The organism is Microbacterium sp. Leaf179 (assembly GCF_001423785.1).
GTDB lineage: Bacteria > Actinomycetota > Actinomycetes > Actinomycetales > Microbacteriaceae > Microbacterium.
This window is the reverse complement of sequence record NZ_LMPH01000001.1, coordinates 987,173-1,011,512: the sequence shown is the minus strand read 5'-3', so window position 1 is coordinate 1,011,512 and position 24,340 is coordinate 987,173. Positions and strand designations below refer to the sequence as shown.

At 71.4% G+C, this 24,340-nt stretch carries 24 protein-coding genes; 10 read left to right on the top strand and 14 right to left on the bottom strand.

Going from position 1 to position 24,340, the window contains the following annotated elements; all coding sequences use genetic code 11:
* Positions 1-273: 273 nt before the first annotated feature.
* Both ASF96_RS04690 and ASF96_RS04685 read right to left on the bottom strand, forming a co-directional pair.
* Complete coding sequence (locus ASF96_RS04690; protein WP_055936408.1) at positions 274-771, bottom strand: methylated-DNA--[protein]-cysteine S-methyltransferase; 498 nt, start codon at positions 769-771, stop codon at positions 274-276.
* Positions 768-2,387 carry an AlkA N-terminal domain-containing protein gene (locus tag ASF96_RS04685; protein WP_055936405.1) on the bottom strand — a complete coding sequence of 540 codons (1,620 nt, stop codon included), beginning with the start codon at positions 2,385-2,387 and terminating at the stop codon, positions 768-770. Before ASF96_RS04685 ends, ASF96_RS04690 begins: the two co-directional genes overlap by 4 nt.
* A 257-nt stretch (positions 2,388-2,644) precedes the next feature.
* On the opposite strand from ASF96_RS04685, the gene ASF96_RS04680 reads away from it, so the two are divergent.
* Together ASF96_RS04680 and ASF96_RS04675 are read left to right on the top strand one after the other, a co-directional pair.
* Positions 2,645-4,072: a dihydrolipoyl dehydrogenase family protein gene (locus ASF96_RS04680; RefSeq protein WP_055936403.1), complete on the top strand. Its 1,428-nt coding sequence runs from the start codon at positions 2,645-2,647 to the stop codon at positions 4,070-4,072.
* 132 nt (positions 4,073-4,204) lie between these two features.
* Positions 4,205-4,720, top strand: a complete 516-nt coding sequence (locus ASF96_RS04675; protein WP_055936400.1) for a DUF1697 domain-containing protein — start codon at positions 4,205-4,207, stop codon at positions 4,718-4,720.
* Between the two features lie 539 nt (positions 4,721-5,259).
* On the opposite strand, the gene purH is transcribed toward ASF96_RS04675, so the two are convergent.
* From purH to ASF96_RS04655, 4 genes are all read right to left on the bottom strand, one after another.
* On the bottom strand, positions 5,260-6,870 hold the full coding sequence (gene purH, locus ASF96_RS04670) for a bifunctional phosphoribosylaminoimidazolecarboxamide formyltransferase/IMP cyclohydrolase (protein WP_055834207.1): 1,611 nt from the start codon (positions 6,868-6,870) through the stop codon (positions 5,260-5,262).
* A 65-nt stretch (positions 6,871-6,935) separates the two neighbouring features.
* Positions 6,936-7,535, bottom strand: a complete 600-nt coding sequence (gene purN / locus ASF96_RS04665) for a phosphoribosylglycinamide formyltransferase (protein ID WP_055834203.1) — start codon at positions 7,533-7,535, stop codon at positions 6,936-6,938.
* 80 nt (positions 7,536-7,615) lie between these two features.
* Positions 7,616-9,115, bottom strand: coding sequence for a cell division protein PerM (locus ASF96_RS04660; RefSeq protein ID WP_055936398.1), 1,500 nt, complete (start codon positions 9,113-9,115; stop codon positions 7,616-7,618).
* A gap of 322 nt (positions 9,116-9,437) precedes the next feature.
* Positions 9,438-9,875, bottom strand: coding sequence for a nitroreductase family deazaflavin-dependent oxidoreductase (locus tag ASF96_RS04655; RefSeq protein ID WP_055936395.1), 438 nt, complete (start codon positions 9,873-9,875; stop codon positions 9,438-9,440).
* 66 nt (positions 9,876-9,941) lie between these two features.
* Between ASF96_RS04655 and ASF96_RS04650 the strand changes: the two genes are divergently transcribed.
* Positions 9,942-11,393, top strand: a complete 1,452-nt coding sequence (locus ASF96_RS04650) for an NCS2 family permease (protein WP_055834182.1) — start codon at positions 9,942-9,944, stop codon at positions 11,391-11,393.
* Positions 11,394-11,641: 248 nt separating this feature from the next.
* On the opposite strand, the gene sucD is transcribed toward ASF96_RS04650, so the two are convergent.
* The 6 genes from sucD to ASF96_RS04620 form a co-directional block, all read right to left on the bottom strand.
* Positions 11,642-12,544 (bottom strand): succinate--CoA ligase subunit alpha, encoded by a 903-nt coding sequence (sucD, locus tag ASF96_RS04645; RefSeq protein ID WP_055936392.1) that lies wholly within the window; start codon positions 12,542-12,544, stop codon positions 11,642-11,644.
* Positions 12,545-12,564: 20 nt separating this feature from the next.
* Positions 12,565-13,728: an ADP-forming succinate--CoA ligase subunit beta gene (gene sucC, locus ASF96_RS04640; protein ID WP_055834177.1), complete on the bottom strand. Its 1,164-nt coding sequence runs from the start codon at positions 13,726-13,728 to the stop codon at positions 12,565-12,567.
* Between the two features lie 157 nt (positions 13,729-13,885).
* Positions 13,886-14,080 (bottom strand): hypothetical protein, encoded by a 195-nt coding sequence (locus ASF96_RS04635; protein ID WP_055834174.1) that lies wholly within the window; start codon positions 14,078-14,080, stop codon positions 13,886-13,888.
* Between the two features lie 88 nt (positions 14,081-14,168).
* Positions 14,169-14,771: a response regulator transcription factor gene (locus tag ASF96_RS04630; RefSeq protein WP_055936389.1), complete on the bottom strand. Its 603-nt coding sequence runs from the start codon at positions 14,769-14,771 to the stop codon at positions 14,169-14,171.
* Positions 14,768-15,943 carry a sensor histidine kinase gene (locus ASF96_RS04625; RefSeq protein WP_055937699.1) on the bottom strand — a complete coding sequence of 392 codons (1,176 nt, stop codon included), beginning with the start codon at positions 15,941-15,943 and terminating at the stop codon, positions 14,768-14,770. Before ASF96_RS04625 ends, ASF96_RS04630 begins: the two co-directional genes overlap by 4 nt.
* Before the next feature lie 66 nt (positions 15,944-16,009).
* Positions 16,010-16,225: a hypothetical protein gene (locus ASF96_RS04620; RefSeq protein ID WP_055936386.1), complete on the bottom strand. Its 216-nt coding sequence runs from the start codon at positions 16,223-16,225 to the stop codon at positions 16,010-16,012.
* A 221-nt stretch (positions 16,226-16,446) separates the two neighbouring features.
* Here ASF96_RS04620 and ASF96_RS04615 point away from each other — a divergent pair, with 221 nt between their 5' ends.
* The 7 genes from ASF96_RS04615 (at position 16,447) to ASF96_RS04585 (ending at position 22,877) form a co-directional block, all read left to right on the top strand.
* The gene (locus ASF96_RS04615; RefSeq protein WP_055936383.1) at positions 16,447-16,947 is read left to right on the top strand and encodes a hypothetical protein; all 501 of its coding nucleotides are present in this window, start codon (positions 16,447-16,449) and stop codon (positions 16,945-16,947) included.
* A 167-nt stretch (positions 16,948-17,114) separates the two neighbouring features.
* On the top strand, positions 17,115-18,161 hold the full coding sequence (locus ASF96_RS04610) for a phosphodiester glycosidase family protein (protein WP_082509285.1): 1,047 nt from the start codon (positions 17,115-17,117) through the stop codon (positions 18,159-18,161).
* Positions 18,162-18,164: 3 nt separating this feature from the next.
* Positions 18,165-19,328: a bifunctional glycosyltransferase family 2/GtrA family protein gene (locus ASF96_RS04605; RefSeq protein ID WP_055936380.1), complete on the top strand. Its 1,164-nt coding sequence runs from the start codon at positions 18,165-18,167 to the stop codon at positions 19,326-19,328.
* Positions 19,325-19,975 carry a DUF4956 domain-containing protein gene (locus ASF96_RS04600; RefSeq protein WP_082509284.1) on the top strand — a complete coding sequence of 217 codons (651 nt, stop codon included), beginning with the start codon at positions 19,325-19,327 and terminating at the stop codon, positions 19,973-19,975. The genes ASF96_RS04605 and ASF96_RS04600 overlap by 4 nt, the downstream gene beginning before the upstream one ends.
* A complete protein-coding gene (locus ASF96_RS04595) occupies positions 19,972-20,793 on the top strand; it encodes a polyphosphate polymerase domain-containing protein (protein ID WP_055936377.1) in 822 nt (273 codons plus the stop codon). The genes ASF96_RS04600 and ASF96_RS04595 overlap by 4 nt, the downstream gene beginning before the upstream one ends.
* Positions 20,781-22,358, top strand: a complete 1,578-nt coding sequence (locus tag ASF96_RS04590; protein WP_055936374.1) for a carbohydrate-binding domain-containing protein — start codon at positions 20,781-20,783, stop codon at positions 22,356-22,358. The genes ASF96_RS04595 and ASF96_RS04590 overlap by 13 nt, the downstream gene beginning before the upstream one ends.
* Positions 22,359-22,667: 309 nt before the next feature.
* Positions 22,668-22,877 (top strand): DUF1653 domain-containing protein, encoded by a 210-nt coding sequence (locus tag ASF96_RS04585; RefSeq protein ID WP_055936371.1) that lies wholly within the window; start codon positions 22,668-22,670, stop codon positions 22,875-22,877.
* A 63-nt stretch (positions 22,878-22,940) separates the two neighbouring features.
* Here the strand turns inward: ASF96_RS04585 and ASF96_RS04580 are convergent, their stop codons facing one another.
* Entirely contained in the window at positions 22,941-23,420 is a 480-nt protein-coding gene (locus ASF96_RS04580) for a hypothetical protein (protein WP_156458722.1), read from the bottom strand.
* Positions 23,421-23,527: 107 nt separating this feature from the next.
* Positions 23,528-24,070 carry an RNA polymerase sigma factor gene (locus ASF96_RS04575; RefSeq protein WP_055937693.1) on the bottom strand — a complete coding sequence of 181 codons (543 nt, stop codon included), beginning with the start codon at positions 24,068-24,070 and terminating at the stop codon, positions 23,528-23,530.
* Between the last annotated feature and the right edge of the window lie 270 nt (positions 24,071-24,340).

The following is a 24,340-nucleotide window of genomic DNA, read 5'->3' as shown; positions in this document are numbered from 1 at the left end:
CCGGGATCGGGCGCGGAGGGGGAAGCCGTGAAGCGGCGCGACGAAGATCGTCGGGCGGGGCGGAACGGACGCGCCGAAGCGCGGAACGCGGGGCCCTAGGCGGATCGGCCGGGGCGCGCGACGACGAAGGGCGCGGCAACCGGGGCGACGGGGGCGTCGATTCGGTACATGGCATCCTCCTTGGTCGGCGTGAGCCACCGCGGGGGGACGGCAGCCCTCCAGAGTATCCCTGAGCGAAGCTCGGGGGCAAGAGTGTCTTCCGGGCCTCGATCGTCAGGCCGCCGACTCGCGCGCCAGCAGGCTCTCTTTCACCGGCGTGCCCCACGCGAAGCCGCCCATCGTTCCGTCACCGCGGAGCACCCGGTGACAGGGCACGAAGAGCGCGACGGCGTTGCGCGCGCAGATGGATGCCGCGGCGCGCACCGCCGACGGCGCCCCCAGGGCGGCGGCGAAGCCGGTGTAGGTGAGCGGGGTCCCGGCCGGAACGCGCCGAAGGGCCTCCCACCCGGTCCGCTGCAGCGGGGTGCCCCACTGGGCGACGGCGACGGAGTCGATGGCGGCGATGTCTCCGTCGTAGTAGGCGCGCACCGCCTCGGCCGCCGCGGTCTCGCCGGCCACGATGTCGGCCGGCCGACGTTCGGGGCGGAGCCGCGCGAGCACGGCGTCGGTGTCGGCGGTCCAGCCCGAGACGATCACCCGATCGGCGTCGTCGGCGAGGATCGCGAACGACCCGTCGGGGGTGTCCAGGAACTGGAGGGTGGCGGTGCTCATGCGGATCGCTCACTTTCAGGCGCGGGAGGGGAAGAAGGAAGGACCACATCGACCGCCCGGAGGTCGACGCGGGTGCTCGTCGTCCGCCGGCGCGGGCGCGTCACGGCGGCCGCCGCGGCCGTCTCGGCCGGGGAGCGCCACGCCTGGGTCACCGGGGCGGCGTACCAGTAGTGCGCCATCGCGTAGCTGCGCCAGGGCGCCAGGCGCTCCGACCACGCGGTGAAGCCCGCGGGGTCGGACGGCAACCCCAGCGCCGCCGCGCCCGCCCGGGCGGCCACGTCGCCGGGGAGCAGCACGTCGGGGTCGCCGAGCACGCGCATGCGCACGTAGTCGGCGGTCCACGGCCCGATCCCGCGGCGCGATAGGAGCTTGGCACGCTGCTCCGCGGCGTCATCGCCGGCACTGAGTTCGAGGGTGCCGTCGCTGAGCGCCGCGGCGGCCTCGACGATGGCGCGCATGCGCGCGGCGGGTCCGCGCAGCACCTCGAGACCCCGTTCCGCGATCGCCGCCGGCGTCGGGAAGAGTGTCATCGCCTCGGGGCCGACGGCGACCCGCTCGCCGAGTTCGGCCGACAGACGGCCCTGCATCGTGCGGGCGGCGGCGACGCTGATCTGCTGCCCGATCATGGCGCGCAGCAGCATCTCGTCGGCGTCGACGGCCCCGGGCACCCGGACACCGGGGATGGCGGCCACGGCGGGGGCGAGCTCGGGATGCCGGGCCAGGGCCTCATCGATCGCGAGCGGATCGGCATCGAGGTCGAACAGTCGCCGGATGCGCGAGATGAGGGTGCCGAGGTCGGCCAGGGCCGACAGCCGCGCGCGCAGACGCAGCCGCCCGTCGTCGGCGAGGCGCACCTCGAACCAGGCCGGACCGCCGGGCAGCCGCACGACCCGCGCGAACGAACGGTCGTCGCCCTGCTCGACACCGGGGATGGCGTGCGCCCTCATCCACCCGAAGAGACCGGTCGTGTCGATCGGTCCTCGCACGGGCAACGCGAGGTCGATCTCACCCGCCGACGCCTCGATGCCGGAGGCGTGCGAGCGTCGAGCGCGCAGGTCGCGCGGAGGCATGCCGAACACCTCGCCGATCGTCTCGGTGAACTGCCGGATGCTCGTGAACCCCGCCGAGAACGCGACATCGGCCGACGACAGGTCGGTGCCCACGAGCAGAGTGCGAGCCGTATGTGCGCGGTGCGCGCGGGCGAGGGCCAGGGGCCCGGCGCCGAGCTCCGCGGCGAGCAGACGCGTGAGATGGCGCGACGAATAGCCGAGGCGCCGGGCCAGACCGGGGACACCCTCGCGATCGACGACGCCGTCGGCGATGAGACGCATCGCGCGCGCCACGACGTCTCCGCGCACGTCCCACTGGGGCGAGCCGGGAGCGGCCTCGGGCAGACATCTCTTGCACGCGCGGTAGCCCGCCTCGTGGGCTGCGGCCGACGTGGCGTAGAAGGTGACGTTCTCTTCGTTCGGCGTGCGTGCGGGGCAGCTCGGGCGGCAGTAGATGCGGGTGGACCGCACGGCCGTGACGAACTGCCCGTCGAAGCGACGGTCGCGCGACTGGATGACGCGATAGCGCTCGGCGAAGCCCGGAGCGTCGGCCACGGTGGGGGTCATGGCATCCACCCTGCCACCGACCTCCGACATCGGCTGGCGGAAATCGGACACGGCCGTGAGGCGCGCCCGCCGCCCCCACGCGCCCCCGTCGCGAGACGCCGTCTCGCGCAGGACGACCGCCCCGGCCCCGCACCCGCACGAGCACGAACGCCCGAGCTGGCGAGGCGCTGCGCGCGGCCTGTCGACGTTAAGCGGAGGCCTGCCGCTCCGCGCGCAACCCCTGCGCGATGTCGGTGGCCGTCGATAGCGTGAGGATCATGAGCGAACGCGAATACGACCTCATCGTCATCGGTGCCGGCCCCGTCGGCGAGAACGTGGCCGACCGTGCCGTGCAGGCCGGCCTCACCGCCGCGATCGTCGAGTCCGAACTCGTCGGCGGCGAGTGCTCATACTGGGCGTGCATGCCCTCGAAGGCCCTGCTGCGCAGCGCCGCGGCCCTGCGCGCGGCCCGCGACGTCGACGGAGCCCGCCAAACCGTCACCGGCGACCTCGACGTCGCCGCCGTGCTGCGCCGCCGCGACACCATGACCAGCGGACACGACGACTCCGGCCAGGTCGAATGGTTGCAGGGCGCGGGGATCGACCTCGTGCGCGGACACGGCCGCCTCTCGGGTGAGAAGACCGTGCGCGTCACCGCCGAAGACGGCTCCACGACCGATCTCGTCGCGCGTCACGCCGTCGCCGTCTGCACCGGTACCGCCGCACTCCTGCCCGACATCCCGGGCCTCGCCGACATCTCGCCCTGGACCAGCCGCGAAGCCACCGCCGTGCAGCAGGTGCCCGGCTCGCTTGCGATCATCGGCGGGGGCGTGGTCGGCGCCGAGATGGCGACCGCGTTCCAGAGCCTCGGCACCGACGTCACGATCATCGCCCGCTCCGGCCTGCTCGGCGGCAACGAGCCGTTCGCCGGCGAGCTGGTCGCATCGTCGCTCCGCGACCGCGGCGTGACCGTCAAGAACGGAGCGGACGCCACGGCAGCCCGCCGCGACGGCGACGGACGCGCGGTCCTCGAACTCTCCGACGGCACCACCGTCACGGCCGACGAGGTCCTCGTCGCGGTCGGTCGCACTCCGCGCACCGGCGACCTCGGATTGGATGCCGTGGGCCTCGAGGCCGACACCTGGCTCGACGTCGACGACACCCTGCTCGTACGCGGGTTCGATTGGCTCTACGCCGTGGGCGATGTCAACCACCGCGCTCTCCTCACCCACCAGGGCAAGTACCAGGCGCGGGCGGCGGGCGACGTGATCGCGGCGCGGGCGCAGGGCGGCGAGGTCGACGACGCCCCGTGGGGTGCCCACGTCGCCACGGCCGATCACGACGCCGTCCCCCAGGTCACCTTCACCGACCCCGAGGTCGCCTCGGTCGGTCTCACCGCCAAGAAGGCCGAGCAGAAGGGCCTGAACGTGAAGGTGCTCGACTACGACCTCGCGAGCATCGCCGGGTCGAGCGAGCAGTCCGACTCCTACGTGGGCCAGGCCCGCGCGATCGTCGATCTCGACCGGGGCGTGCTCGTGGGTGCCACGTTCGTCGGACCCGACATCGCCGAGCTGCTGCACTCCGCCACGATCGCGATCGTCGGCGAAGTGCCGGTGAAGCGCCTCTGGCACGCGGTGCCGTCGTACCCGACGGTCAGCGAGGTCTGGCTGCGGCTGCTCGAGACGCTCGGGCGCGACTCGGCCTGACGCCGACCCGCGCGGGTGGGGCTTCGCGTGCGCCGGGCCTCGCGTGCGCCGGGCTTCCCGCGAGCCGGGCTTCGCGTGCACCGGGCTCCACGCGCACTGATGAGCTCACGCGAGTCGCGCTAGGGTCGCTGCATGTCCCGCAGCGTCGCCCTCATCCGCGGTGTCGGCGGTCCGACGGCGCTGAAGATGGCCGCGCTGCGCGAGGTGTTGGCATCCGCGGGTCTCGGTGGGGTCGAGACGCTGCAGGTCGCGGGGAACGTCGTGGTCGACGACGCCGGACGCTCCCCCGGCGACATCGCCTCGGTGGTGCGTGAGGCGGTGCGCGGGGCGTTCGGATTCGATCTGCCGGTCATCGTGCGCACGCACGCCGAGCTGGCCGCCAGCCGCGCCCGCAACCCCTACGCCCATGCCCCGGAGGGCCGCTGGGTGCAGACGGTGTTCCTCGACGCGAGACCCGCCGTCCGGCTCGAGCTGCCGGACGGCGTGCCCGAAGAGGCGGTGCTCGACGGCCGCGAGGTCTTCGTGCGCTACCCCGAGGGCATCGGCGGGTCGAAGCTGCAAGCGGGCTGGTTCGAGAAACGCCTCGGCGTCACCGGCACCGCACGCAACGCCAACACCGTCGCGAAGCTCATCGCGATGAGCGCCTGACGCGCGCCCGCCGCCCCGTGTCTGCCGCGCGCATCCGCGCCACCCCGGCCGCGCACGTAAACGCTATTCCTGCGGATAAACGCGGCGACAGCGCGTTTATGCGCAGAATCAGCGTTTATGCCTCAGCCCGCGCGCACACCGCGGCCCGAGCGCACACCGCGGCCCGAGCGCACACCGCGGCCCGAGCGCACGACCGCGCCGCTCCCGGCACGCATCTCGCACCGCACCGCACCGCACCGCACGACACCGGCCCCGCGCATAAACGCCGTTCCTGCGCATAAACGCCGCGACAGCGCGTTTATGCGCACGAATAGCGTTTATGCGTCCGTGCGCCTCCCCGACGCCACCCCGCCCACGCCGCGCCGCCACCCCCGCCCACGCCACCCCGCCCACGCCATGCCACGCCGCCGCCGCAGTGTCGGCGCCCGCACCCCGCACCCCGCACCACCGCCACCGCGCCTGCGCCCGCCCCACCGCCCCCACACACGACAACGCCACCGCAACCGAAGCTGCGACGGCGTCGACCGTGAGGCGAGGACTCAGTGGAAGAAGTGACGCTCCCCCGTGAAGAACATCGTCACGCCGGCCGCGCGGGCGGCGTCGACGACCTCGGCATCGCGCACCGAGCCGCCGGGCTGGATGATCGCCGAGATGCCGGCGTCGATCAGCACCTGGGGGCCGTCGGCGAAGGGGAAGAAGGCGTCGGATGCCGCGATGGAGCCGGCTGCCCGGTCACCGGCGCGCTCGACGGCGAGACGGCACGAGTCGACGCGGTTGACCTGGCCCATGCCGATCCCGACGGTGGCCGACCCCTGGGCGAGCACGATCGCGTTCGACTTGACGGCGCGGCACGACTTCCACGCGAAGATCAGGCTCTCCATGTCGGCCTCGGCGGGACGCTCGCCCGAGACGAGCTCCCAGTTCTTCGCGACCGACTCGATGTCGTCGGGGAAGCGGTCGGCGTCCTGCAGCAGCAGGCCGCCCGACACGAGCCGCACGTCCATGCGCTCCTGCTGCCAGTCGGCGGGCAGGCTCAGCACGCGCAGGTTCTTCTTGAGCTTGAACACCTCGAGCGCTTCGGGTTCGAAGTCGGGGGCGATGATGACCTCGGTGAAGATGTCGCGCAGGTTCTCGGCCATCTTCAGCGTGACCGTGCGGTTCGCGGCGATGACGCCGCCGAAGGCCGAGACCGGGTCGCACTCGTGGGCGCGCAGGTGTGCCGAGGCGATGGGGTCGAGGGCGTTGGGCGCGGCGACGGCGATCCCGCACGGGTTGGCGTGCTTGATGATCGCGACGGCCGGCTTCACCATGTCGAAGGCGGCGCGGAGCGCGGCGTCGGCGTCGACGTAGTTGTTGTACGACATCTCCTTGCCCTGCAGCTGCGTGGCCTGGGCGATGCCGTGGCCACCGACGCGCGAGTAGATCGCGGCGCGCTGGTGCGAGTTCTCGCCGTAGCGCAGCGTCGACAGGCGCTCGGCCTGGATGGTCAGGTGCGCGGGCAGGTCGATGTCGTCGGCGAGGGTGCCCTCGGCGAACCAGGTCGACACGGCGGTGTCGTACGCGGCGGTGTGCGAGAACGCGCGGGCGGCGAGCTCGCGGCGCTGCACGAGGTTGGTGCCGCCCTGGGACTGCAGGGCGTCGATGATCGCGGGGTACGACTCGGGCGAGACGACGATGGCGACGTTGGCGTGGTTCTTGGCCGCGGCGCGCACCATGGCGGGACCGCCGATGTCGATCTGCTCCACGACGTCGTCACCCTCGGCACCGGATGCCACGGTCTCGACGAACGGGTACAGGTTGACCACGACCAGCTCGAACGGGCGGATGTCGAGCTCCTCCAACTGCGCCTCGTGCGAGGCCAGACGCAGGTCGGCGAGCAGTCCGGCGTGCACCTTGGGGTGCAGCGTTTTCACGCGACCGTCGAGCGACTCGGGGAAGCCGGTGACGGCGGCGACGTCGACGACGTCGTAGCCGGCGTCGCGGATGGTCGAGGCGGTCGACCCGGTCGAGACGATCTCGACGCCGGCGGCGGCGAGGGCTTCGGCCAGCACCAGCAGGTGGGTCTTGTCGCTCACCGAGACCAGCGCCCGGCGGATGGGGACGACGTCGCGGGGACGGTAGTCGGCGGGGTCGTGGCGGGGTCCGGCCATGGCTTTCGGCTCCTGTGTCTCGAGTCGGATTCGGGTGCACGACGGGCCGGGGCCCGGCGGGCGGGTCAGGCGGTTCGGGATGCCGGGGCGGCGAGGTCGAGGTCGCCCTCGGCGATGCGACGGACGACGTCGATGAGCAGACGTCGTTCGACGGGCTTGATGCGTTCGTGCAGGGCGTCTTCGTCGTCGCCGGCCAGCACGGGGATGCGCTCCTGGGCGAGGATCGGCCCCGTGTCGACGCCGGAGTCGACGACGATGACACTGGCTCCGGTCTGCGTCACGCCCGCGGCCAGCGCGTCGCGCACACCGTGCGCGCCGGGGAACTCGGGCAGGTACGCGGGGTGCGTGTTGATGATGCGGGGTTCCCACTCGGCGACGAGGTCGGCCGGCAGGAGCCGCATCATGCCGCTCAGCACGACGAGGTCGGGCTGCCAGACGGCGAGCTGGGCTCCGAGTTCGGCGCCCCATTGCTCGCGCGAGGCGAAGGCGCTGTAGGGAACCAGGAAGGTGGGGATGCCGAAGTGCTCGGCGTGCGCGAAGCCGTCGGCCTCGCGATCAGCGCCGACCGCGACCACGCGCGCCGGGAAGTCGGGGGCGGCAGCCGCCTCGAGCAGGGCGCGGAGGTTGGAGCCGGTGCCGGAGATGAGGACGGCGACCGTGAGCACGCGCTCAGTCTACGCAGGTGCGTCGGAGCCCGTGGAGCCGCGGGATGGGCGACGTGGGGCGACCCGCGTCGGCCGCTCCGTCAGCGTCGACCCGCGGGACCCTTGTCGCCGTCGTCGGGATTCGCCCAGGCGGCGCGGATGCGCGCGCGTACCTCGTCGTCGTCGAGCGCGGCCGACGGTGCGTGATCGGCGTCTTCGGGGCCGCGGTACGCGCTGGGCCAGACGTCGGAGGCGATGCCGGTTCCGGGCGCCGACACGAGGGGCGCGGGTCCGGTCGCGTGCTCGTCGCGGTCGAAGGGAACGTGGGCGCGGGGCGCGAACGAGAATTCCGGGGTCTCGTCGCGCTCGTCTCGGACGCGCGGGGGAAGGTCGTCGGCGGCGGCACCGAAGCGGGGACTCAGCAGCAGGATGGCGAGCCCCAGCAGCACCTCGAGACCGAGGGCGAGGGCGAGGGGTCCGGGCTGGGGGCCCGTGTCGGCGAGGCGACCGGGTCCGAGCGAACCAGCCGAGACGAGCGCGGCGAGCGCGCCCGCGCCACCCGTGAGCGCGGCGACGACGACCGTGAGTGTCAGCCGGGGGCCGATCGGTTCGGGGTCGGTGGTCACCGGCATCCGGGAACGCAGGATCCAGCCGGCGAGGGCTCCGACGCCGATCGGCAGTAGCACGAGCAGCAGCAGCCACGACGAGGTCGAGTCCGGCACCGCGCCGAGCACGGGGATGCCGGGGAGGGCACCGACCTGCGTGGCGGCCGGGGTGATGGCGGTGTCGGTGCCCAGCGCGAACCCGGGGCCGGCGACGAACGACACCGCCCACAGCACCAGGGTCGGCAGGTACATGAGCTGGCCGAGGGCTATGACGGTGGCGCCGATGGCATCCGCGTTGCTGGCCTGGTAGATGCCGATCACCTGCGTCGAGCGGGCGATGAGTCCCACCACCACAACGATCCCGCCGACTCCCACGAGCCCCAGCGTCGTGAGCGCGAAACCGCGCAGCGCCAGCGCGGGCACCGTCGCCCAGGCGCCGGGGAGGCGCTCGACCCGTTCCCGCAGGGCGTCGATGGGTCCGTCGTCGCCGACCCGCCACGCTCCGACGATCGCACCCACGAACGACGGCACCAGAAACAGCAGCGACGGCAGCAGGATGGCCGGCCAGGTCTCGGATGCCACGAGCGCGGCGTTTCCGGTCAGGGCGACGAGGGTCGCGATGCCGGCGAAGACGACGGAGCCCGAGAGCCAACCGGTGAGCGCGGCGCCGGCCTCGCCCGCGCGGGCGCCCGAGCGGGCGGCGAACAGGGCCGTGAACGCGGCGAACGCCAGGGGCGCGAGCGACAGGGTGAAGTTCGCGAACGAGGGATCGATGCCGGTGGCGGCGAGGTAGGTGTCGGGCAGGGTCACCGTGATCGGCACGAGATGGCCCAGGTGCCAGACCGCTGCGGTCGTGGGCCACAGGGCTCCCCAGTCGGGGCTTCCCACGCCGACCACCCACAGCAGCGCGAGGGGGGCGAGGACCACGGCGATACCGCCCGCGGCGGCCAGGATGGCGTCGAGAGCGGCCAGGAGGGCGACGAGAAGGCGATGCATGGGCGACTGTGAGCGTACCCGCGTCGGCTCGGCGCACCTTTCAGGCGCGGCGGCGAGGGCGCACTCCGCGCGGCGTCGTCGCGCGACGACGCCGACGCCCGCGCGCGGGCGGTCTGCACGCAGACCGGGGCGATGGCGGCTCGCAGGTGCGCTCACGCGCGGCGGTCAGCGGCGTGTCCCCACTGTTGAGTGTCCAAGACACGCCGCATCCCTCTCGGGCACAGCGGCGTGTCCTGGACACTCAACGCTCTGAGACGGCGGCGTACACCCGGAGCGCCCCGGGGCGGCGGGGACCGCGCGGGCGGGCCTCAGCCGACGGGCGTCAGTCGAACGGCGTCAGCACGAACAGCTCGATGCGCCGCTCGGTCTTCTTCTGGTACTCGTCGTAGTCGGGCCAGACCTCGGTCGCGTAGCCCCACCACTCGTCGCGCTCGGCTCCCTCGGCCTGGTGCGCGTCGTACTCCTTCTTCACGTCGCCGTCCTGCAGGGCGACGCGGGGGTTCTTCACGAGGTTGTAGAACCACGCCGGATGCTCCGGAGCCCCACCCTTGGATGCCACGACCGCATACTTGCCGTCGTGCTCGACGCGCATGAGGGCGGTCTTTCGCAGGCCCCCGGTTTTGGCGCCGACGGTGGTGAGGACGATGATGGGTACGCCCCGCATGTCGGCGGACTCCTGGCCTCCCGAGGCCTCGAACGTCTCGGCCTGCTGGCGGGCCCATTCGCTGGTGCTGGGTAGATACTCTCCTGAGAGTGACATAGCTCACACGATACGTCGGCGTCTTCCCCTCCGGTCTAGTCCCTCCCCCTTTTTTCTGGAGCCTTCATGAGCGATTCCGCTCCCGAGACCACTGCTGCCACCGCACCGAAGAACCGTCTCGACCGGTTCTTCGAGATCACCGCCCGCGGCTCGACCGTCGGCACCGAGATCCGCGGAGGAGTGGTCACCTTCGTCACGATGGCGTACATCGTCATCCTGAACCCGATCATCCTGTCGGGAACCCCCGACGTCGCCGGCAACGCCCTCGGCTTCCCGCAGGTCGCCGCGGTCACCGCCCTCACAGCCGGTGTCATGACGATGCTGTTCGGCCTCGTCACGCGCCTGCCGTTCGCGTTCGCGGCGGGTCTGGGCATCAACTCGTTCCTGGCCGTCGGCATCGTCGGTCAGGTCACCTGGCCCGAGGCCATGGGCCTCGTCGTCATCAACGGCCTGATCATCGTGCTGCTGGCCGTCACCGGACTCCGCCGCATGATCTTCGAGGCGGTTCCCCTCGCGCTCAAGACCGCGATCACCGTCGGCATCGGCCTCTTCATCGCGTTCATCGGCTTCGTCGACAGCGGGCTGGTCACCTCGACCGGCCTGAGCTCGCCCCCGGTGGGCCTGGGTGTCGGCGGCTCGATCACCACGGTCCCCACCGCCCTGTTCGTGCTGACCCTCGTCATCACCGCCGTGCTGCTCGTGCGCAAGGTCAAAGCCGCGCTGCTGATCGGTCTGCTCTCGGGCACGGTCATCGCCGTGATCGTCGAGGCCGTCTTCGGTCTCGGCGCGCGCGCCGACGGCAACCCCGGCGGCTGGGGTCTGAGCGTTCCGACGCTCCCCGCGCAGTGGGTGAGCCTTCCCGACCTCGCGCTCGTCGGTCAGGTCGACCTCGTCGGATCCTTCGGCCGCATCGGCGTGCTCGCCGCCCTCATGCTGGTCTTCACCCTCGTGTTCACGAACTTCTTCGACGCCATGGGCACGATGACCGGCCTGTCGCGCGAGGCGGGTCTCGCGGCCCCCGACGGCACGTTCCCGCGCCTGCGTTCGGCGCTGGTCATCGAGGGCATCGGTGCCGTCGCCGGCGGCGCCACCTCGTCGTCGTCGAACACCGTCTTCATCGAGTCGGGATCGGGCATCGGCGAGGGCGCGCGCACGGGCCTGGCCAACGTCGTCACCGGCGGACTGTTTCTGCTCGCGATGTTCTTCACGCCGCTGACGAGCATCGTGCCCACCGAAATCGCGGCCGCGGCCCTGGTCATCGTCGGCGCACTCATGATGGGGCAGATCCGCCACGTTGACCTCAGCGACATGTCGGTGCTCATCCCGGTCTTCCTCACCGTGACCGTCATGCCCCTGACGTACTCGATCGCGAACGGCATCGGCGCGGGCTTCGTCAGCTGGGTGCTCATCCAGGCCCTGTCGGGCCGCGCCCGCCGGGTGAGCCCGCTGCTGTGGATCGTCGCCGCCGGCTTCGTCGTCTTCTTCGCCCGCGGCCCGGTCGAGGCGCTTCTGGGCTGAGCCCCGCGCTCGTGAGGGGCCCGGATGCCACGGCATCCGGGCCCCTTTTTCGTCGCCGCTGCGCCGTCGGACGTATCCGCGGCATCGAAACCGCACGCGTTTGCCGAGGACGCACCCGTTCGGCGCCAATCCGATGCGGTCTCGGCAATCTCGTGCGGTCTCGCGAGGTGCGTGTTCCGCGGCAGGCCCCGCCCGACACGAGAAAGGGCCCGGATGCCATGGCATCCGGGCCCTCGAGAGAGTGCTGCTTACAGGCTCTCGATGATCTCGCGCATCAGCGAAGCGGTCTCGGACGGCGTCTTGCCGACCTTGACGCCGGCGGCCTCGAGGGCCTCCTTCTTCGCCTGTGCCGTGCCGGCCGAGCCCGAGACGATGGCGCCGGCGTGGCCCATGGTCTTGCCCTCGGGGGCGGTGAAGCCGGCGACGTAACCGACGACGGGCTTGGTGACGTGCTCGGCGATGTAGGCGGCGGCGCGCTCTTCGGCGTCTCCGCCGATCTCACCGATCATGACGATGGCCTTGGTCTCGGGGTCGGCCTCGAACGCCGCGAGGGCGTCGATGTGCGTGGTGCCGATGACCGGGTCGCCGCCGATGCCGATGGCGGTCGAGAAGCCGAGGTCGCGCAGCTCGAACATCATCTGGTACGTCAGGGTGCCCGACTTCGACACGAGGCCGATGGGTCCCTTGCCGGTGATGTTCGCGGGGGTGATGCCCACGAGCGCCTCGCCGGGCGTGATGATGCCGGGGCAGTTCGGCCCGATGATGCGGGTCTTCTCGCCCTTGCTCTTCGCGTAGGCCCACGCCTCGGCGGTGTCGCCGACGGGCACGCCCTCGGTGATCACGACGAGCAGCGGGATCTCGGCGTCGATGGCCTCGACCATCGCGTCCTTCGTGAAGGCCGGGGGCACGAACGCGATCGACACGTCGGCGCCGGTCTCGCGGATGGCCTCTTCGACCGAGGCGAAGACGGGCAGCTCGACGTTGTTGCCTGCGGCGTCCTTGTGCGAGACGGTGGTTCCGGCCTTGCGGGCGTTCACTCCGCCGACGACCTGGGTGCCGGCCTTGAGCATGAGGGCGGTGTGCTTGGTGCCCTCGCCGCCGGTGATGCCCTGGACGATGACCTTGGAGTCTTTGTTGAGGTAGATCGACATGTCTGGTGTTTCCCTATCCCTTACGCGTTGGCCAGTTCGGCGGCCTTGTCGGCGCCCTCGTCCATACCGGCGGCGAGGGTGACGAGCGGGTGGTTGGCGGCGGCGAGGATCTCGCGGCCTTCCTCGACCTGGTTGCCGTCGAGGCGCACGACGAGCGGCTTGGTCGCGGTGTCGCCCAGGATCTCGAGGGCCTTGACGATGCCCTCGGCCACGGCGACGCACGACGTGATGCCGCCGAAGACGTTGACGAACACGCTCTTGACCTGCTCGTCGCCGAGGATGACGTCGAGGCCGGCGGCCATGACGGTCGCCGAGGCGCCGCCACCGATGTCGAGGAAGTTGGCGGGCTTGACGCCACCGTGGTTCTCACCGGCGTAGGCGACGACGTCGAGGGTCGACATGACCAGGCCCGCGCCGTTGCCGATGATGCCGACCTGACCGTCGAGCTTGACGTAGTTGAGGTCGTGCTGCTTGGCCTTGGCCTCGAGCGGGTCGGCCGCGTCCTTGTCTTCCAGCGCCTCGTGGTCGGGGTGGCGGAAGCCGGCGTTCTCGTCGAGCGAGACCTTGCCGTCGAGGGCGATGATGTCGCCGTCTTCGCTCTGGATGAGGGGGTTCACCTCGACGAGCGTGGCGTCCTCGCCCTTGTAGACGTTGAAGAGCTTGACGAACACGTCGGCCACCTTGGGGGCCAGCTCGTCGTCGAACTTCGCAGCCTTCGCGATCTCGAGCGCCTTCTCGGGCGTGATGCCCTCGATCGGGTCGACCTCGATGCGCGCGAGCGCCTCGGGACGCTCGACGGCGAGCTCTTCGATCTCCATTCCGCCCTCGACGCTCGAGAGCGACAGGTAGGAGCGGTTGGAGCGGTCGAGCAGCACCGAGAAGTAGAACTCCTTGGCGATGCGGGCGCCCGCTGCGACCATGACGCGCTTGACGACGTGGCCCTTGATGTCGAGGCCGAGGATGGCCTGGGCCGCCTCGAATGCCTCTTCGGGGTTCTTGGCGACCTTCACGCCGCCGGCCTTGCCGCGGCCTCCGGTCTTGACCTGAGCCTTGACGACGACCACACCGCCGAGCTTCTCGGCAGCCGCCTTCGCCTCCTCAGGGGTGTCGGCGATGATGCCGGCGAGTACCGGCACCTCGTACTTTTCGAACAGGTCACGTGCCTGGTACTCGTAGAGATCCACGGACAATCCTTCGCTGGGCGATCGGTGGTGGGAGAAGACGAAGTCTCTCGATATCAAGAGATCTCGCCAGTCGACAACCCTACTAGACGGGGGTGAAGGAGCCCGACCCTTGCACCTCCGAAGGGAGGGGGCAGAGGTGACTCGACCGCTCCCCGCCTCACTTTCGCGGACGCACCACGAGCCACGCGATCACGGCCCCGACGATTCCGACGACGAGGCCGAACGAGATCCCGAACCCGACCCCCACCGAGGGCACGAGCAGGCCGACGATCGGTCCCGCGATCATGCCGACGACGACTCCGATGATGACGTAGCGGGCCAGACCCGCGTCTCGCGATGCGCGCTCACTCATGCGCCGAAGCTACCGACGGTGATCGCCGTGCGGCAGTGGTTGACGCGCCGCGCTGTGCTGTGGGTGAGCGTCCTCGCGCCGGTCGCCGCTAGATCCAGCCCCGCTCGCGCGCGTGGATCGTCGCCTGCTGCCGGCTCGCCAGCCCGAGCTTGCCCAGCACCGACGAGACGTGGTTGCGCACCGTGCCGGCCGACAGGTGCAGGGATGCCGCGATCTCGGCGATCGTCTCACCGCGGGCGCCCGCCCTCAGCACGTCGAGCTCCCGGTCGGTGAGGGGGCTGCGTTCGTCGCTCAGGGCGTCGGCGGCGATCTCGGGGTCGACGTATCGGCGCCCCGCCGCGACCTCGCGGATCACCGCGGCCACGTCATCCGCGGGGCGCGACTTGGGCAGGAACCCGTCGACGCCCGCGCCGAGCGCCCGCCGCAGCACGCCGGGTCGGGCGTGCCGCGTGACGATCACGCAGCGCGAGGGCACGCGCCGCAGGATGCGCGCGGCCGTGTCGACGCCGTCGAGTCCCGGCATCTCGAGGTCGAGAAGGCACACGTCGGGCCGCAGTCGGTCGGCTTCGGCGATCGCGCTCTCGCCGTCGCGGCACTCGGCGACCACGTCGAGGTCGGGCTCGAGGCGCAAGAGGGCGGCGAGCGCCGTGCGGATCATGTCCTCGTCGTCGGCGATGAGCACGCGGATCACGCCATCACCCCCTCGGGCACCCGGACGGTGACCCTGAATCGATCGCCGGAGTGCCCGGCATCCACTGTTCCCCGCACGCTGCCGACGCGGTCGGCGATACCGTCCAGACCGCTGCCGCCCGTGCCACGTACCTCGCGCACGTCGTTGTCGATGGTGAAGACCCATTCGCCGTCGTGGTGCATCAGAGCGAGGGATGCCGAGACCCCACCGCCGTGCTTCAGCACGTTCGTCGTGCACTCGCGGATCACCGGGCCGAGCACGTCGGCCGGGGCGTCGGCGGCGTCGGGGGCGACCGACAGCTCGACGCGCAGCCCCGCGGCGCGCAGCAGGTCGGCGGCGTTCGCGAGTTCGTCCGGCAGCGGCACCCCACGGAAGCGCGTCGCGAGCTCGCGGGTGCCGCGGCGGGCTTCGTCGACGCTCGTGCGCGCGAGGCGCACCTGTTCCACGGCGGCCGCGGGGTCGCGGGCGAGCATCTTCTCGGCGAGTTCGAGCTGCAGCGCGATCACCTGCAGGTGGTGGCCCTGAAGATCGTGCAGGTCGCTGGCGAGACGCAGGCGCTCCTGGGCGGCGGCGAGACGCCCCTCGGCGCGACGAGCGCGGTCGAGTTCGCGCACGATGTCCCACCACCACAGCGACGTCGCCGTGAGCGGCGGCAGCATCGCGAGGAACAGGCCCACGCCGAAGGCATCGGCGACGTATCCGGCGGGGTTGAGGCGGGTGACCTCGATCACCCACGCCGCGACGATGACGACGATCAGCAGCACCACGAGACGCATCCGGATGCCGGCACGCCAGCGCACCAGACACAGTGTCTGCGCTCCGAGGACGACGGCGAGCAGCAGCGACCCGGCCGCCGCTCCCGTGACACCGCCGAAGACGATGCCGGCGATGACCAGCGGCCAGACGGGCCGGTGGCCCGAGACGTCGCCGATGTCGAGCGGTTCGCGGCGGTAGCGCGCCATCAGCAGCAGCGAGACGGCGACCGACCCGAGGCCGCCCGCGACGAAGAGCACGATGGCGGGCATCGACGCTCTCAGCACCATGAGCAGGGTCCAGATGAAGAGCCCGAACACCTGGAACCCGGCGATGGACGCGGCGGTGTACCACCACGTGACCCGCACGTCGCGGGCGAACGTCGACGCGGGCGGGGGCGCGGGGAGGGGGCTCGTCACACCGGCCACAGTACGTCCATGACATTCGTCACGGGTGGAGCGCCCGGCGCCCCACCCGCCGTTCGATCAGCCTTTCGGTGTCCGACGGCTGCTGTGGCGGTTGATCGCGTAGAAGATCGGTGTGAGGACGACGAGGATGCCGAGAGCCCCGGCCAGGATGTAGGTCGTGTCGTGCTGGAAGATCAGTTCGACGATCACGTATCCGAGCGCCGCGGCGAGCGCGCTGTAGAAAGCCTTGAGCCACTGTCGCGGTGCGGACGGGGCGGCGGGGTTGTCGGTCATGGTGCACTCTCCTTGGGGTTTGTCCGAACGTATCGAGAATTCCGCCGTCGCCCCAACGCCCACGCTCCCGCCGCGCCGCCGGGCGCATGACATTCGTCACGGGTCGGTCGGCACATCCTCCCGCCCGGTCATGACACCGCGACACTGCCGCGGAGACGCCGCTCCCGATGGGATGGGATCACCGCGGAACACGCCGCGGACTCGTCCCCCCAGGAGTCCTCATGTCGAACCCCGTCTCGGATCTCATCCTCGGCTTCCAGGGCCTCGTCGCCGACGTGCCCGACCTCGTGCAGCCGCTCATCGTCGCCCTCGCCGGTGCCGTGCCGTTCATCGAAGGAGAGGGTGCCGCCGCGATCGGCATCGTCGGCGGCATCCACCCGGCCGTCGCGGCCATCGCCGGCGCGATCGGCAACCTGATCTGCGTCGCCGTCGTCGTGTTCGCGACCTCGCGCGTGCGTACGGCCGTCACCACCCGTCGCGGAGCCGTCGAGAAGCCCCTGACCGCGCGCCGCCAGAAGTTCGAGAAGGCCTACCACCGCTACGGGACCCCCGGCGTGAGCCTGCTCGGCCCCCTGCTGCTGCCCACGCAGTTCACCGCTGCCGCCCTCACCTCGACCGGTGTCTCGCCCCTGCGCGTGCTCGCCTGGCAGGCCGCGGCGATCGCACTGTGGACGACGGTCATCACGCTGATCCTCACGGGCGTTCTGCGGGCGGTCGCCTGACGAAGGCTCCGGATGCCACTCCCCCGGCGCCCTCGACGCGGCAGGGCGGCCGCGGGCCGCGGCTCGAGTGCACATGCACACGTCCACATAGCGTTTCCATAGCTCTTCTTGGCTCCGCGTAGGGCTGGCTTAGGGCGCGAGAAGGGCGCGGCACCTTTCCTGGTGCCATGGACCCCGCAGCCCCCACCCCCGACACCGCCCCCGACGGTGCACCGGCCTCGGCCTCTCGCCGCGGCCGGGCGACGCCGTCCGACGGACCCCGCCGCCCGAAGCGGCCCGTCGCCCGCCGCGCCTTCCTCGCCGGCGGTTTGGCCGTCGCGCTCACCGTCGGCGGCTCCGCAGCGTGGGCCGCGAATCGCTTCCTCATCCCCCACGTCGAGATCACCGACGTCGCCGCGTACGAAGCCGCGCACGCCACGGCATCCGCCACGGCATCTGCCACCGCCGAGCCCGCGGCCACCGCCGCGACCGAGACGAGCCTGACCGACACCAGCTTCAGTGACGGCTCCACCTCGGTCACCGTCTCGACGGTGACCACCGACACGCTCACCTATTACGTCGCCGACGTCGTGCTCGGAGACGCCACCGACCTGCGTTCCGCCTTCGCGAACAACCAGTTCGGCGAGAACATCACGCAGACCACCAGCGAGATCGCCGCCGCCAACGACGCGGTCTTCGCCATCAACGGCGACTACTACGGCTTCCGCTCCACGGGCATCGAGATCCGCAACGGCGTCGTCTACCGCGACGAGGGCGCTCGGCAGGGACTCGCCTTCTACACCGACGGCCACGTCGAGGTGTACGACGAGACGCAGACCACGGCCGCCGAGCTGCTGGCATCCGGGGTCTGGAACACGCTCAGCTTCGGTCCCGCGATCGTCGAGGACGGCCAGGTCGTCGACGGCATCGAGAGCGTCGAGGTCGACACGAACGTCGGCAACCACTCGATCCAGGGCGACCAGCCGCGCACCGCCGTCGGTGTCATCGACGCCAACCACCTCGTCTTCGTCGTGGTCGACGGCCGCCAAGAGGGCTACAGCGAGGGCGTGACGCTGCCCGGGCTCGCCGACATCCTGCTCTCGCTCGGCGCGACGACCGCCTACAACCTCGACGGCGGCGGCTCGTCGACGATGTACTTCAACGGACAGGTGATCAACTCGCCCTCGAACGGCGGCGAGCGCGGCACCAGCGACATCCTCTACGTGGCGGGCTGAGCGGTGTTCGTTCTCATCCCCGCCTTCGAGCCCGGTCCGCGGATGCCGGCCCTCGTCGCCGCGCTGCTGCGCAACGACCCCGACGTCGACGTGCTCGTCGTCGACGACGGCAGCGGCCCCGCGTTCGCGGCGGTGTTCGACGCCGCCCTCGAGGCCGGCGCCCACGTCCTCACGCACGCGACCAACCGCGGCAAGGGCGCGGCTCTCAAGACGGGCTTCGCCCACATCGCCGCGCACGATCCGGATGCCGACGTGGTCACCGCCGACGCCGACGGGCAGCACACACCGGCCAACATCTGCCGCGTGGCCGACGCTCTGCGCACTGACGCGGCCGAGGGCCGCAGCGCCCTCGTGCTGGGGGTCCGCGGCTTCGACGGCGCCGTGCCGCTGCGCAGCCGCCTGGGCAATGCGGCCTCGCGCGGGCTGTTCCGCCTCGCCACCGGGCGGCGGGTGACCGACACGCAGACCGGGCTCCGCGGCATCCCCGCCGATCGCCTGGGCTGGGCCCTCGGCATACCGGGCGACGGGTTCGAGTACGAACAGCGGATGCTGTTGCGCCTCGGCCCCGACCAGGTCTCCGCGCACGAGGTGCCCGTCGACACCGTGTACCTCGACCGCAACTGGTCGAGTCACTTCCGTCCGGTGCGCGACTCGCTGCGCGTGCTGCTGCCGGTGCTGCTGTTCGCGTCGTCGTCTCTCGCGGCGTTCGTCGTCGACACCGTCGCGTTGCTCGTCCTGCAGGCGCTGACCGGATGGCTCGTGCCCTCGATCATCGCGGCGCGGGTGCTGTCGGCCACCGCGAACTTCGTCGTCAACCGCCGCGTGGTCTTCCGCGCGCGGGGCGGATCGATGCTTCCGCAGGCCCTGCGCTACGGCGTGCTCGCCCTCGCGCTGCTCGCCTCGAACATCGCGTGGATGTCGTTCCTCACCGACAACGGCCTGGCCCTGCTGCCCGCGAAGGTCGTGACCGAGGGCGTGCTGTTCGTCCTCAGCTACGGCGTGCAGCGCTCGCTCGTCTTCCCCCGAACGGATGCCGAGACCCCGGCGCGCGTGCCCATCTCACGCCCGGGGCCGCCCGGCGCGACAGCCCGCGGGCCCGACGCCCGCGACACGGCATCCGGATCCCCCGACACCTCTCCCCTCATCCCCGCAAGGAGCACCTCATGACCACCACCGCCCTGATCCTGGCCGCGACCGACCTCGTCGCCGCCGTCCTGCTGAGCGCCATCTACTTCCAGCGCCACCGCCGGCGAGACCTCGTCGTCGCCTTCCTCGGCGTCAACGTGGGCGTGCTCGCCGTCGCGACCGTCCTCGGCACCGCCGAAGTCGCTCTGGGCCTCGGGCTCGGACTGTTCGGGGTGCTGTCGATCATCCGGCTGCGCTCGAGCGAGATCACGCAGCGCGAGGTGGCGTACTACTTCGCGGCTCTGGCGATCGGCCTGATCTGCGGCCTGCCGCCCGTCGACCTCTCCATTCCCCTTCTGCTGGTCGGGCTCATCGTGGCCGTGCTCGCCGTCGCCGATCACCCGCGGGTGCTGTCGCGGGCCCGTCACCAGACCGTGCACCTCGATCGCGCGATCGCCGACGAGACCGAGCTGCGGGCCGAGCTCGGTCGCCTACTCGGCGGCGAGGTGACCGGCGTCACCGTGCAGCAGCTCGACCTGGTCGACGACACGACGCTGGTCGATGTGCGGTACCGGGTCCTGGCCGCCCCCACCGCGCCCGCCGCCGTTCGCGAAGCCGTCGACGCCACCCCCGGCCAACGCCGAACCACCGACGCGAGCTTTGCCGACCTGATCGGCGGCACCCGGTGACCGCCCGCGACCGCGCGGCCACCGCCATCGCAGCCCTCCCCGCGATCGGGCTCGACGCTCTCACCACCGAGGCCGCCCTGCTCACCCGCGTCGACCGCAAGTACGTCGTGCCGATGGATGCCGCGGCATCCCTGCTCGAGACCCTGCAGCGCTCCGACGAGACTCCCGCCGCCCTCGAGATCGCCGGCGAGCGCGAGCTGGCCTACCGCTCGGTGTACTTCGACACCCCCGATCTGCTCAGCTTCCGCCTCGCCGCTCACGGGCGCCGCCGCCGGTTCAAGCTGCGTACCCGCACCTACGTCGACACCGGGGCCGCCTACCTCGAGATGAAGACCCGCGGAGCGCGCGGTCTCACCCGCAAAGACAGGGATGCCTACGACCTCGATGCGGCCGACCGGCTCACCGCCGAAGCGCGCGACGACGTCGCCGAGGCCCTCGGCGCGATCGGCGTCGAGCCGGGTCGCGCCGACGACCTCGACGCGCGGCTGCAGACGCTGTATCGGCGCACGACGCTGCTGCTGGCGGGCGACGTGCCCTCCCGCGTCACGATCGACCTCGACCTGCGGTGGATCGATGCCGACGGCGCAGGGTTCACCCTCCCCCGCTACGCGATCGTCGAGACCAAATCGCCCGGGCAGGCGGGTGCTCTCGACCGCGCGCTCTGGCGAGCCGGGCACCGCCCGCAGCGCATCAGCAAGTACGCCACCGGCATGGCAGCCCTGCGCGCCGACCTCCCCCGCAACCGCTGGACCCGCGTGCTCGCGGGCCCCTTCGCCTCATCCCAGAACACCCGAAAGGACGCATCATGCGCCGCCTGATCCCCCTCGCCCTTCCCCTCGCTCTCGCGGGCCTCGTGCTCGCCGGGTGCGCCGTCACCGCTCAGCCCGCCGCGACATCGGCGCCGGCCACCACGGCATCCAGCGTCGAGTCGAGCGTGCAGACCACCTCCGACATCGACTCCACCATCCCCACGGCCGCCGCCGAACTGCTCGCGGCCAACGCCGACGGCACCGTCGTGAAAGACGACGAGTGGAACCTCGCGGATGCCGAGACCATCACGCTCGCGGGCTCCACCGCGTCGAGCGACTCGGCGGGAGTCCGCATCGACGGCTCGACCGTCACCATCACCGCCGCCGGCGTCTACACGCTGACCGGAACGCTCGACGGGAACGTGGTCGTCGCCGCCCCCGACGACGCGCAGGTGATCCTCGTGCTCGACGACGCGACCATCGAGAGCACCTCGGGCGCGGCCATCCAGGTCGTGACCGCCGACGACGTGGCGATCAACCTCGCGGCGGGCTCCACCAACACGGTCACCGCGGCGAGCTCCGCCGACGCCGACGCGAGCGCCGCCATCTACGCCGACAGCGACCTCACCGTCTCGGGCTCGGGGGCCCTCACCGTCACCGACACGGGCAACGACGGCATCTCGTCCACCGACGACCTCGCGATCATCGGCGGCACGATCACGGTGACCGCCGCCGACGATGCCCTGCGCGGCAAGGACTCGCTCGCCGTGAAAGACGGCACGCTCACCCTCACCGCCGGGGGCGACGCCCTCAAGAGCGACCAGACGGATGACGCCACCCAGGGCTACGTCTGGATCGCCGGCGGCACGATCGACGCCACCGCGACCGACGACGGCATCGACGCGTGGACCGACGCGCTGATCACCGGCGGCACCGTGTCGATCGCGGCCGAGGACGATGGCATCCATTCCGAAATCGCCCTGGCGATCGCGGGCGGAGACGTCACCATCAGCCAGTCGTACGAGGGCATCGAGTCGGGCGACATCCGCATCGCCGGCGGAATCACCTCGGTCATCTCGTCGGATGACGGGGTGAACGCCTCGGGCGCTACCACGACGAGCTCGGGCGGCGGAATGGGCGGTGTCATGCAGGACACCGGCGAGACCCTCACCATCTCGGGCGGCACCCTGGTGGTCGACGCTCAAGGCGATGGCCTCGACTCCAACGGCAGCATCACCATGACCGGCGGAGACGTCACCGTGTACGGTCCCACCCAGCAGGGCAACGGCGCGCTCGACTCGAACGGCGGCATCGACGTCTCGGGCGGCACGCTCGCCGCTCTCGGCAGCACCGGAATGGCCGAATCGCCCGACGAGTCGTCCGCGCAGGGGTGGCTGGCCGCGACGGCCTCGGGCAGCGCGGGCTCAACGGTGCAGATCACGGATGCCAGTGGCACGGTCATCGCGCAGTACACCGCCGAGAAGACCTTCGGATCGGTCGTGTTCACGTCGTCGGCGATCACCGACGGCCAGTCGTACACGGTGACCGTCGACGGGGTCGCGACCTCGGTCACAGCCGGCGTCGCGGTGGCCGGCGGAATGGGAGGTGGGGGCATGGGCGGCGGGCGCCCCTGAGCGTCGAGAGTGCGGGGCCGCGGGCCGGGGTTGCTCCCCTCGGGTCGCGGCTTTCGCGCGGTGTCGGGGATGGGTGAGCGGCAGAGTCTTTGCGGATGCCGATCCGCCGGGCACCAGAGAGGGAGGATGGGGCGCGGGCCCACGGCATCCGCGCCCCACCCCTGTCGTCAGAGCGAGCCCTGCAGACCTGCTCGGCTGATACCGTCAACGACCTCATGGCCAGCAACGCCTGGCTCGTGGTCGCGCTCGACACCCGAGTCGATCTGAGGCCATTCAAGAACTCATCTCGTTTACAGAAGGGCGCTCCGCGTGGCAATCGAACCCGGCATCTACGAACACTTCAAAGGCCGGCGGTACGAGGTGTTCGGAACGGCGAGGCATTCCGAGACCGAGGAGGTCTTCGTCTCGTACCGCAAGCTCTACGACGACTACTCGTTCTGGGTCCGCCCGGTGGAGATGTTCACCGAGACCGTCGACCGCGACGGCTACTCGGGACCCCGGTTCCGCCGCGTCGCCTAGGGCGCGGTCGCTCCGCCGGCCCGGTAGGGCGGGCAAGTGCGGTCGCCGATGCGCCGCGATTGCTCATCCGAACGCCGCGTCGTACACGGCAGTCAGCCCCGCATCGGCGACTCCGCTCACACCGCACGTGATGATGACGCCATCGGTGCTCGCGCTGATCAGATAGGTCTCACCCTCGACGAAGACGATCGGTTCGCCGTCGATACCGGCCCCGACGCCCTGAGTGACGGTCACCGTGTCACCGACCTCGCCGTCGAAGCGCTCGTCGACGGCGAGCGTGACGGTTCCGTCCGCGATGCTGCGGACGTCGGCGCGAAACGACGTACCTGCGGCCGCGACCGCCTCGGGGGTCACCTGGGCGCACATCGCCGCCGGCCCACCCGCACCCGGCTGCGTCAAAGCGGTCGCAGCGACCGAGGTGCCGACGATCGCAGGAACGGCGAGTGCCACGGCCGCGATCGCCGCCGCACCCGCGCCGATGGCGCCGAGAAGAAGTCCTGGCCGGTTGACACGGCTCCGGGGCGAGGTGTTCTGGGGGTTCATGGTGTCCTCCGAGAGTCGGATGATCTGGTCGCTCCGCAAAGGCGGGAGCGACGGAGCTGGGTCGCCCGCTCGGAGCAGTCGGCGCAGTGCGTCGTGGTGTGCGTCGTTCACGGCTCGTCCCCTTCTCTTGTCTCGATATGTCCGGAGCCTCCGTGGGTCTTACGCCATTCGCCCTCGAAGCGCCGTCGCGCGCGGTGCAGCCTCACCGTCGCAGCATTGACCGTGGTGCCGAGGACGATCGCGATCTCCCGCGGAGCGAGCTCGTCCCACGCCCACAGCCGCAGCACCTCTGCATCCGCTGTCCGCAGGCCCGCGAGGGTGACGCGCACCGCCTCGTCGACGGGTCCGCTGTGCTCGGCGACGAACGCGGCGGGCGGGTCGAGGACGGTGATCTTGGCGACCAATCTGTCGCGACGCCGCTGGGCTCGGTTCGCGTTCGCGAGTTGCAGCCGAGCCACACCGATCGCCCAGGCGACGGCCTCGGCGTCGGCCGGCATGCGCTCGTGACGTCGCCACATCACGATGAGGGTCTCTGCGAGCACATCCTCCGCGGTGGTGGGGTCAGCGCGTCGCCACAGGTAGCGGCGTACGGGGTCGCCCACGAGCCGCACCGTCTCCTCGAAACGCGCGCGGGCGGATGGGGATGACACATCTTCCACGCTTACCCATGTTCGTCATCGACGCGACTCTTACACGCGGTGCGAAATGAGTACGCCGGCTTGCTCGCTCCTGAGCTTCGCTCCGTGGGTGCCCGGGCGCGTGGGCCGCTGGCTCGCCGGGATCCGTGCTTAGGTGCCGACCGCGCGGCGAGAGAGCAGGCGTCTCACAACATTTGCCTGAATGGACCCGAGCGGACAGAATGCAGAAACATCGAGGACCGCGTGGGGGCCGTGGCCCGGGCGTGCAGCTGTCGATGAGAA

Excerpts from the sequence above, each read along its gene's own strand:
- ASF96_RS04690 (WP_055936408.1), bottom strand. The coding sequence starts at position 771 with ATGAGCACCGCCACCCTCCAGTTCCTGGACACCCCCGACGGGTCGTTC.
- ASF96_RS04685 (WP_055936405.1), bottom strand. The coding sequence starts at position 2,387 with ATGACCCCCACCGTGGCCGACGCTCCGGGCTTCGCCGAGCGCTATCGC.
- ASF96_RS04680 (WP_055936403.1), top strand. The coding sequence starts at position 2,645 with ATGAGCGAACGCGAATACGACCTCATCGTCATCGGTGCCGGCCCCGTC.
- ASF96_RS04675 (WP_055936400.1), top strand. The coding sequence starts at position 4,205 with ATGTCCCGCAGCGTCGCCCTCATCCGCGGTGTCGGCGGTCCGACGGCG.
- purH (WP_055834207.1), bottom strand. The coding sequence starts at position 6,870 with ATGGCCGGACCCCGCCACGACCCCGCCGACTACCGTCCCCGCGACGTC.
- ASF96_RS04660 (WP_055936398.1), bottom strand. The coding sequence starts at position 9,115 with ATGCATCGCCTTCTCGTCGCCCTCCTGGCCGCTCTCGACGCCATCCTG.
- ASF96_RS04655 (WP_055936395.1), bottom strand. The coding sequence starts at position 9,875 with ATGTCACTCTCAGGAGAGTATCTACCCAGCACCAGCGAATGGGCCCGC.
- ASF96_RS04650 (WP_055834182.1), top strand. The coding sequence starts at position 9,942 with ATGAGCGATTCCGCTCCCGAGACCACTGCTGCCACCGCACCGAAGAAC.
- sucD (WP_055936392.1), bottom strand. The coding sequence starts at position 12,544 with ATGTCGATCTACCTCAACAAAGACTCCAAGGTCATCGTCCAGGGCATC.
- ASF96_RS04635 (WP_055834174.1), bottom strand. The coding sequence starts at position 14,080 with ATGAGTGAGCGCGCATCGCGAGACGCGGGTCTGGCCCGCTACGTCATC.
- ASF96_RS04620 (WP_055936386.1), bottom strand. The coding sequence starts at position 16,225 with ATGACCGACAACCCCGCCGCCCCGTCCGCACCGCGACAGTGGCTCAAG.
- ASF96_RS04615 (WP_055936383.1), top strand. The coding sequence starts at position 16,447 with ATGTCGAACCCCGTCTCGGATCTCATCCTCGGCTTCCAGGGCCTCGTC.
- ASF96_RS04610 (WP_082509285.1), top strand. The coding sequence starts at position 17,115 with ATGGACCCCGCAGCCCCCACCCCCGACACCGCCCCCGACGGTGCACCG.
- ASF96_RS04600 (WP_082509284.1), top strand. The coding sequence starts at position 19,325 with ATGACCACCACCGCCCTGATCCTGGCCGCGACCGACCTCGTCGCCGCC.
- ASF96_RS04590 (WP_055936374.1), top strand. The coding sequence starts at position 20,781 with ATGCGCCGCCTGATCCCCCTCGCCCTTCCCCTCGCTCTCGCGGGCCTC.
- ASF96_RS04580 (WP_156458722.1), bottom strand. The coding sequence starts at position 23,420 with ATGAACCCCCAGAACACCTCGCCCCGGAGCCGTGTCAACCGGCCAGGA.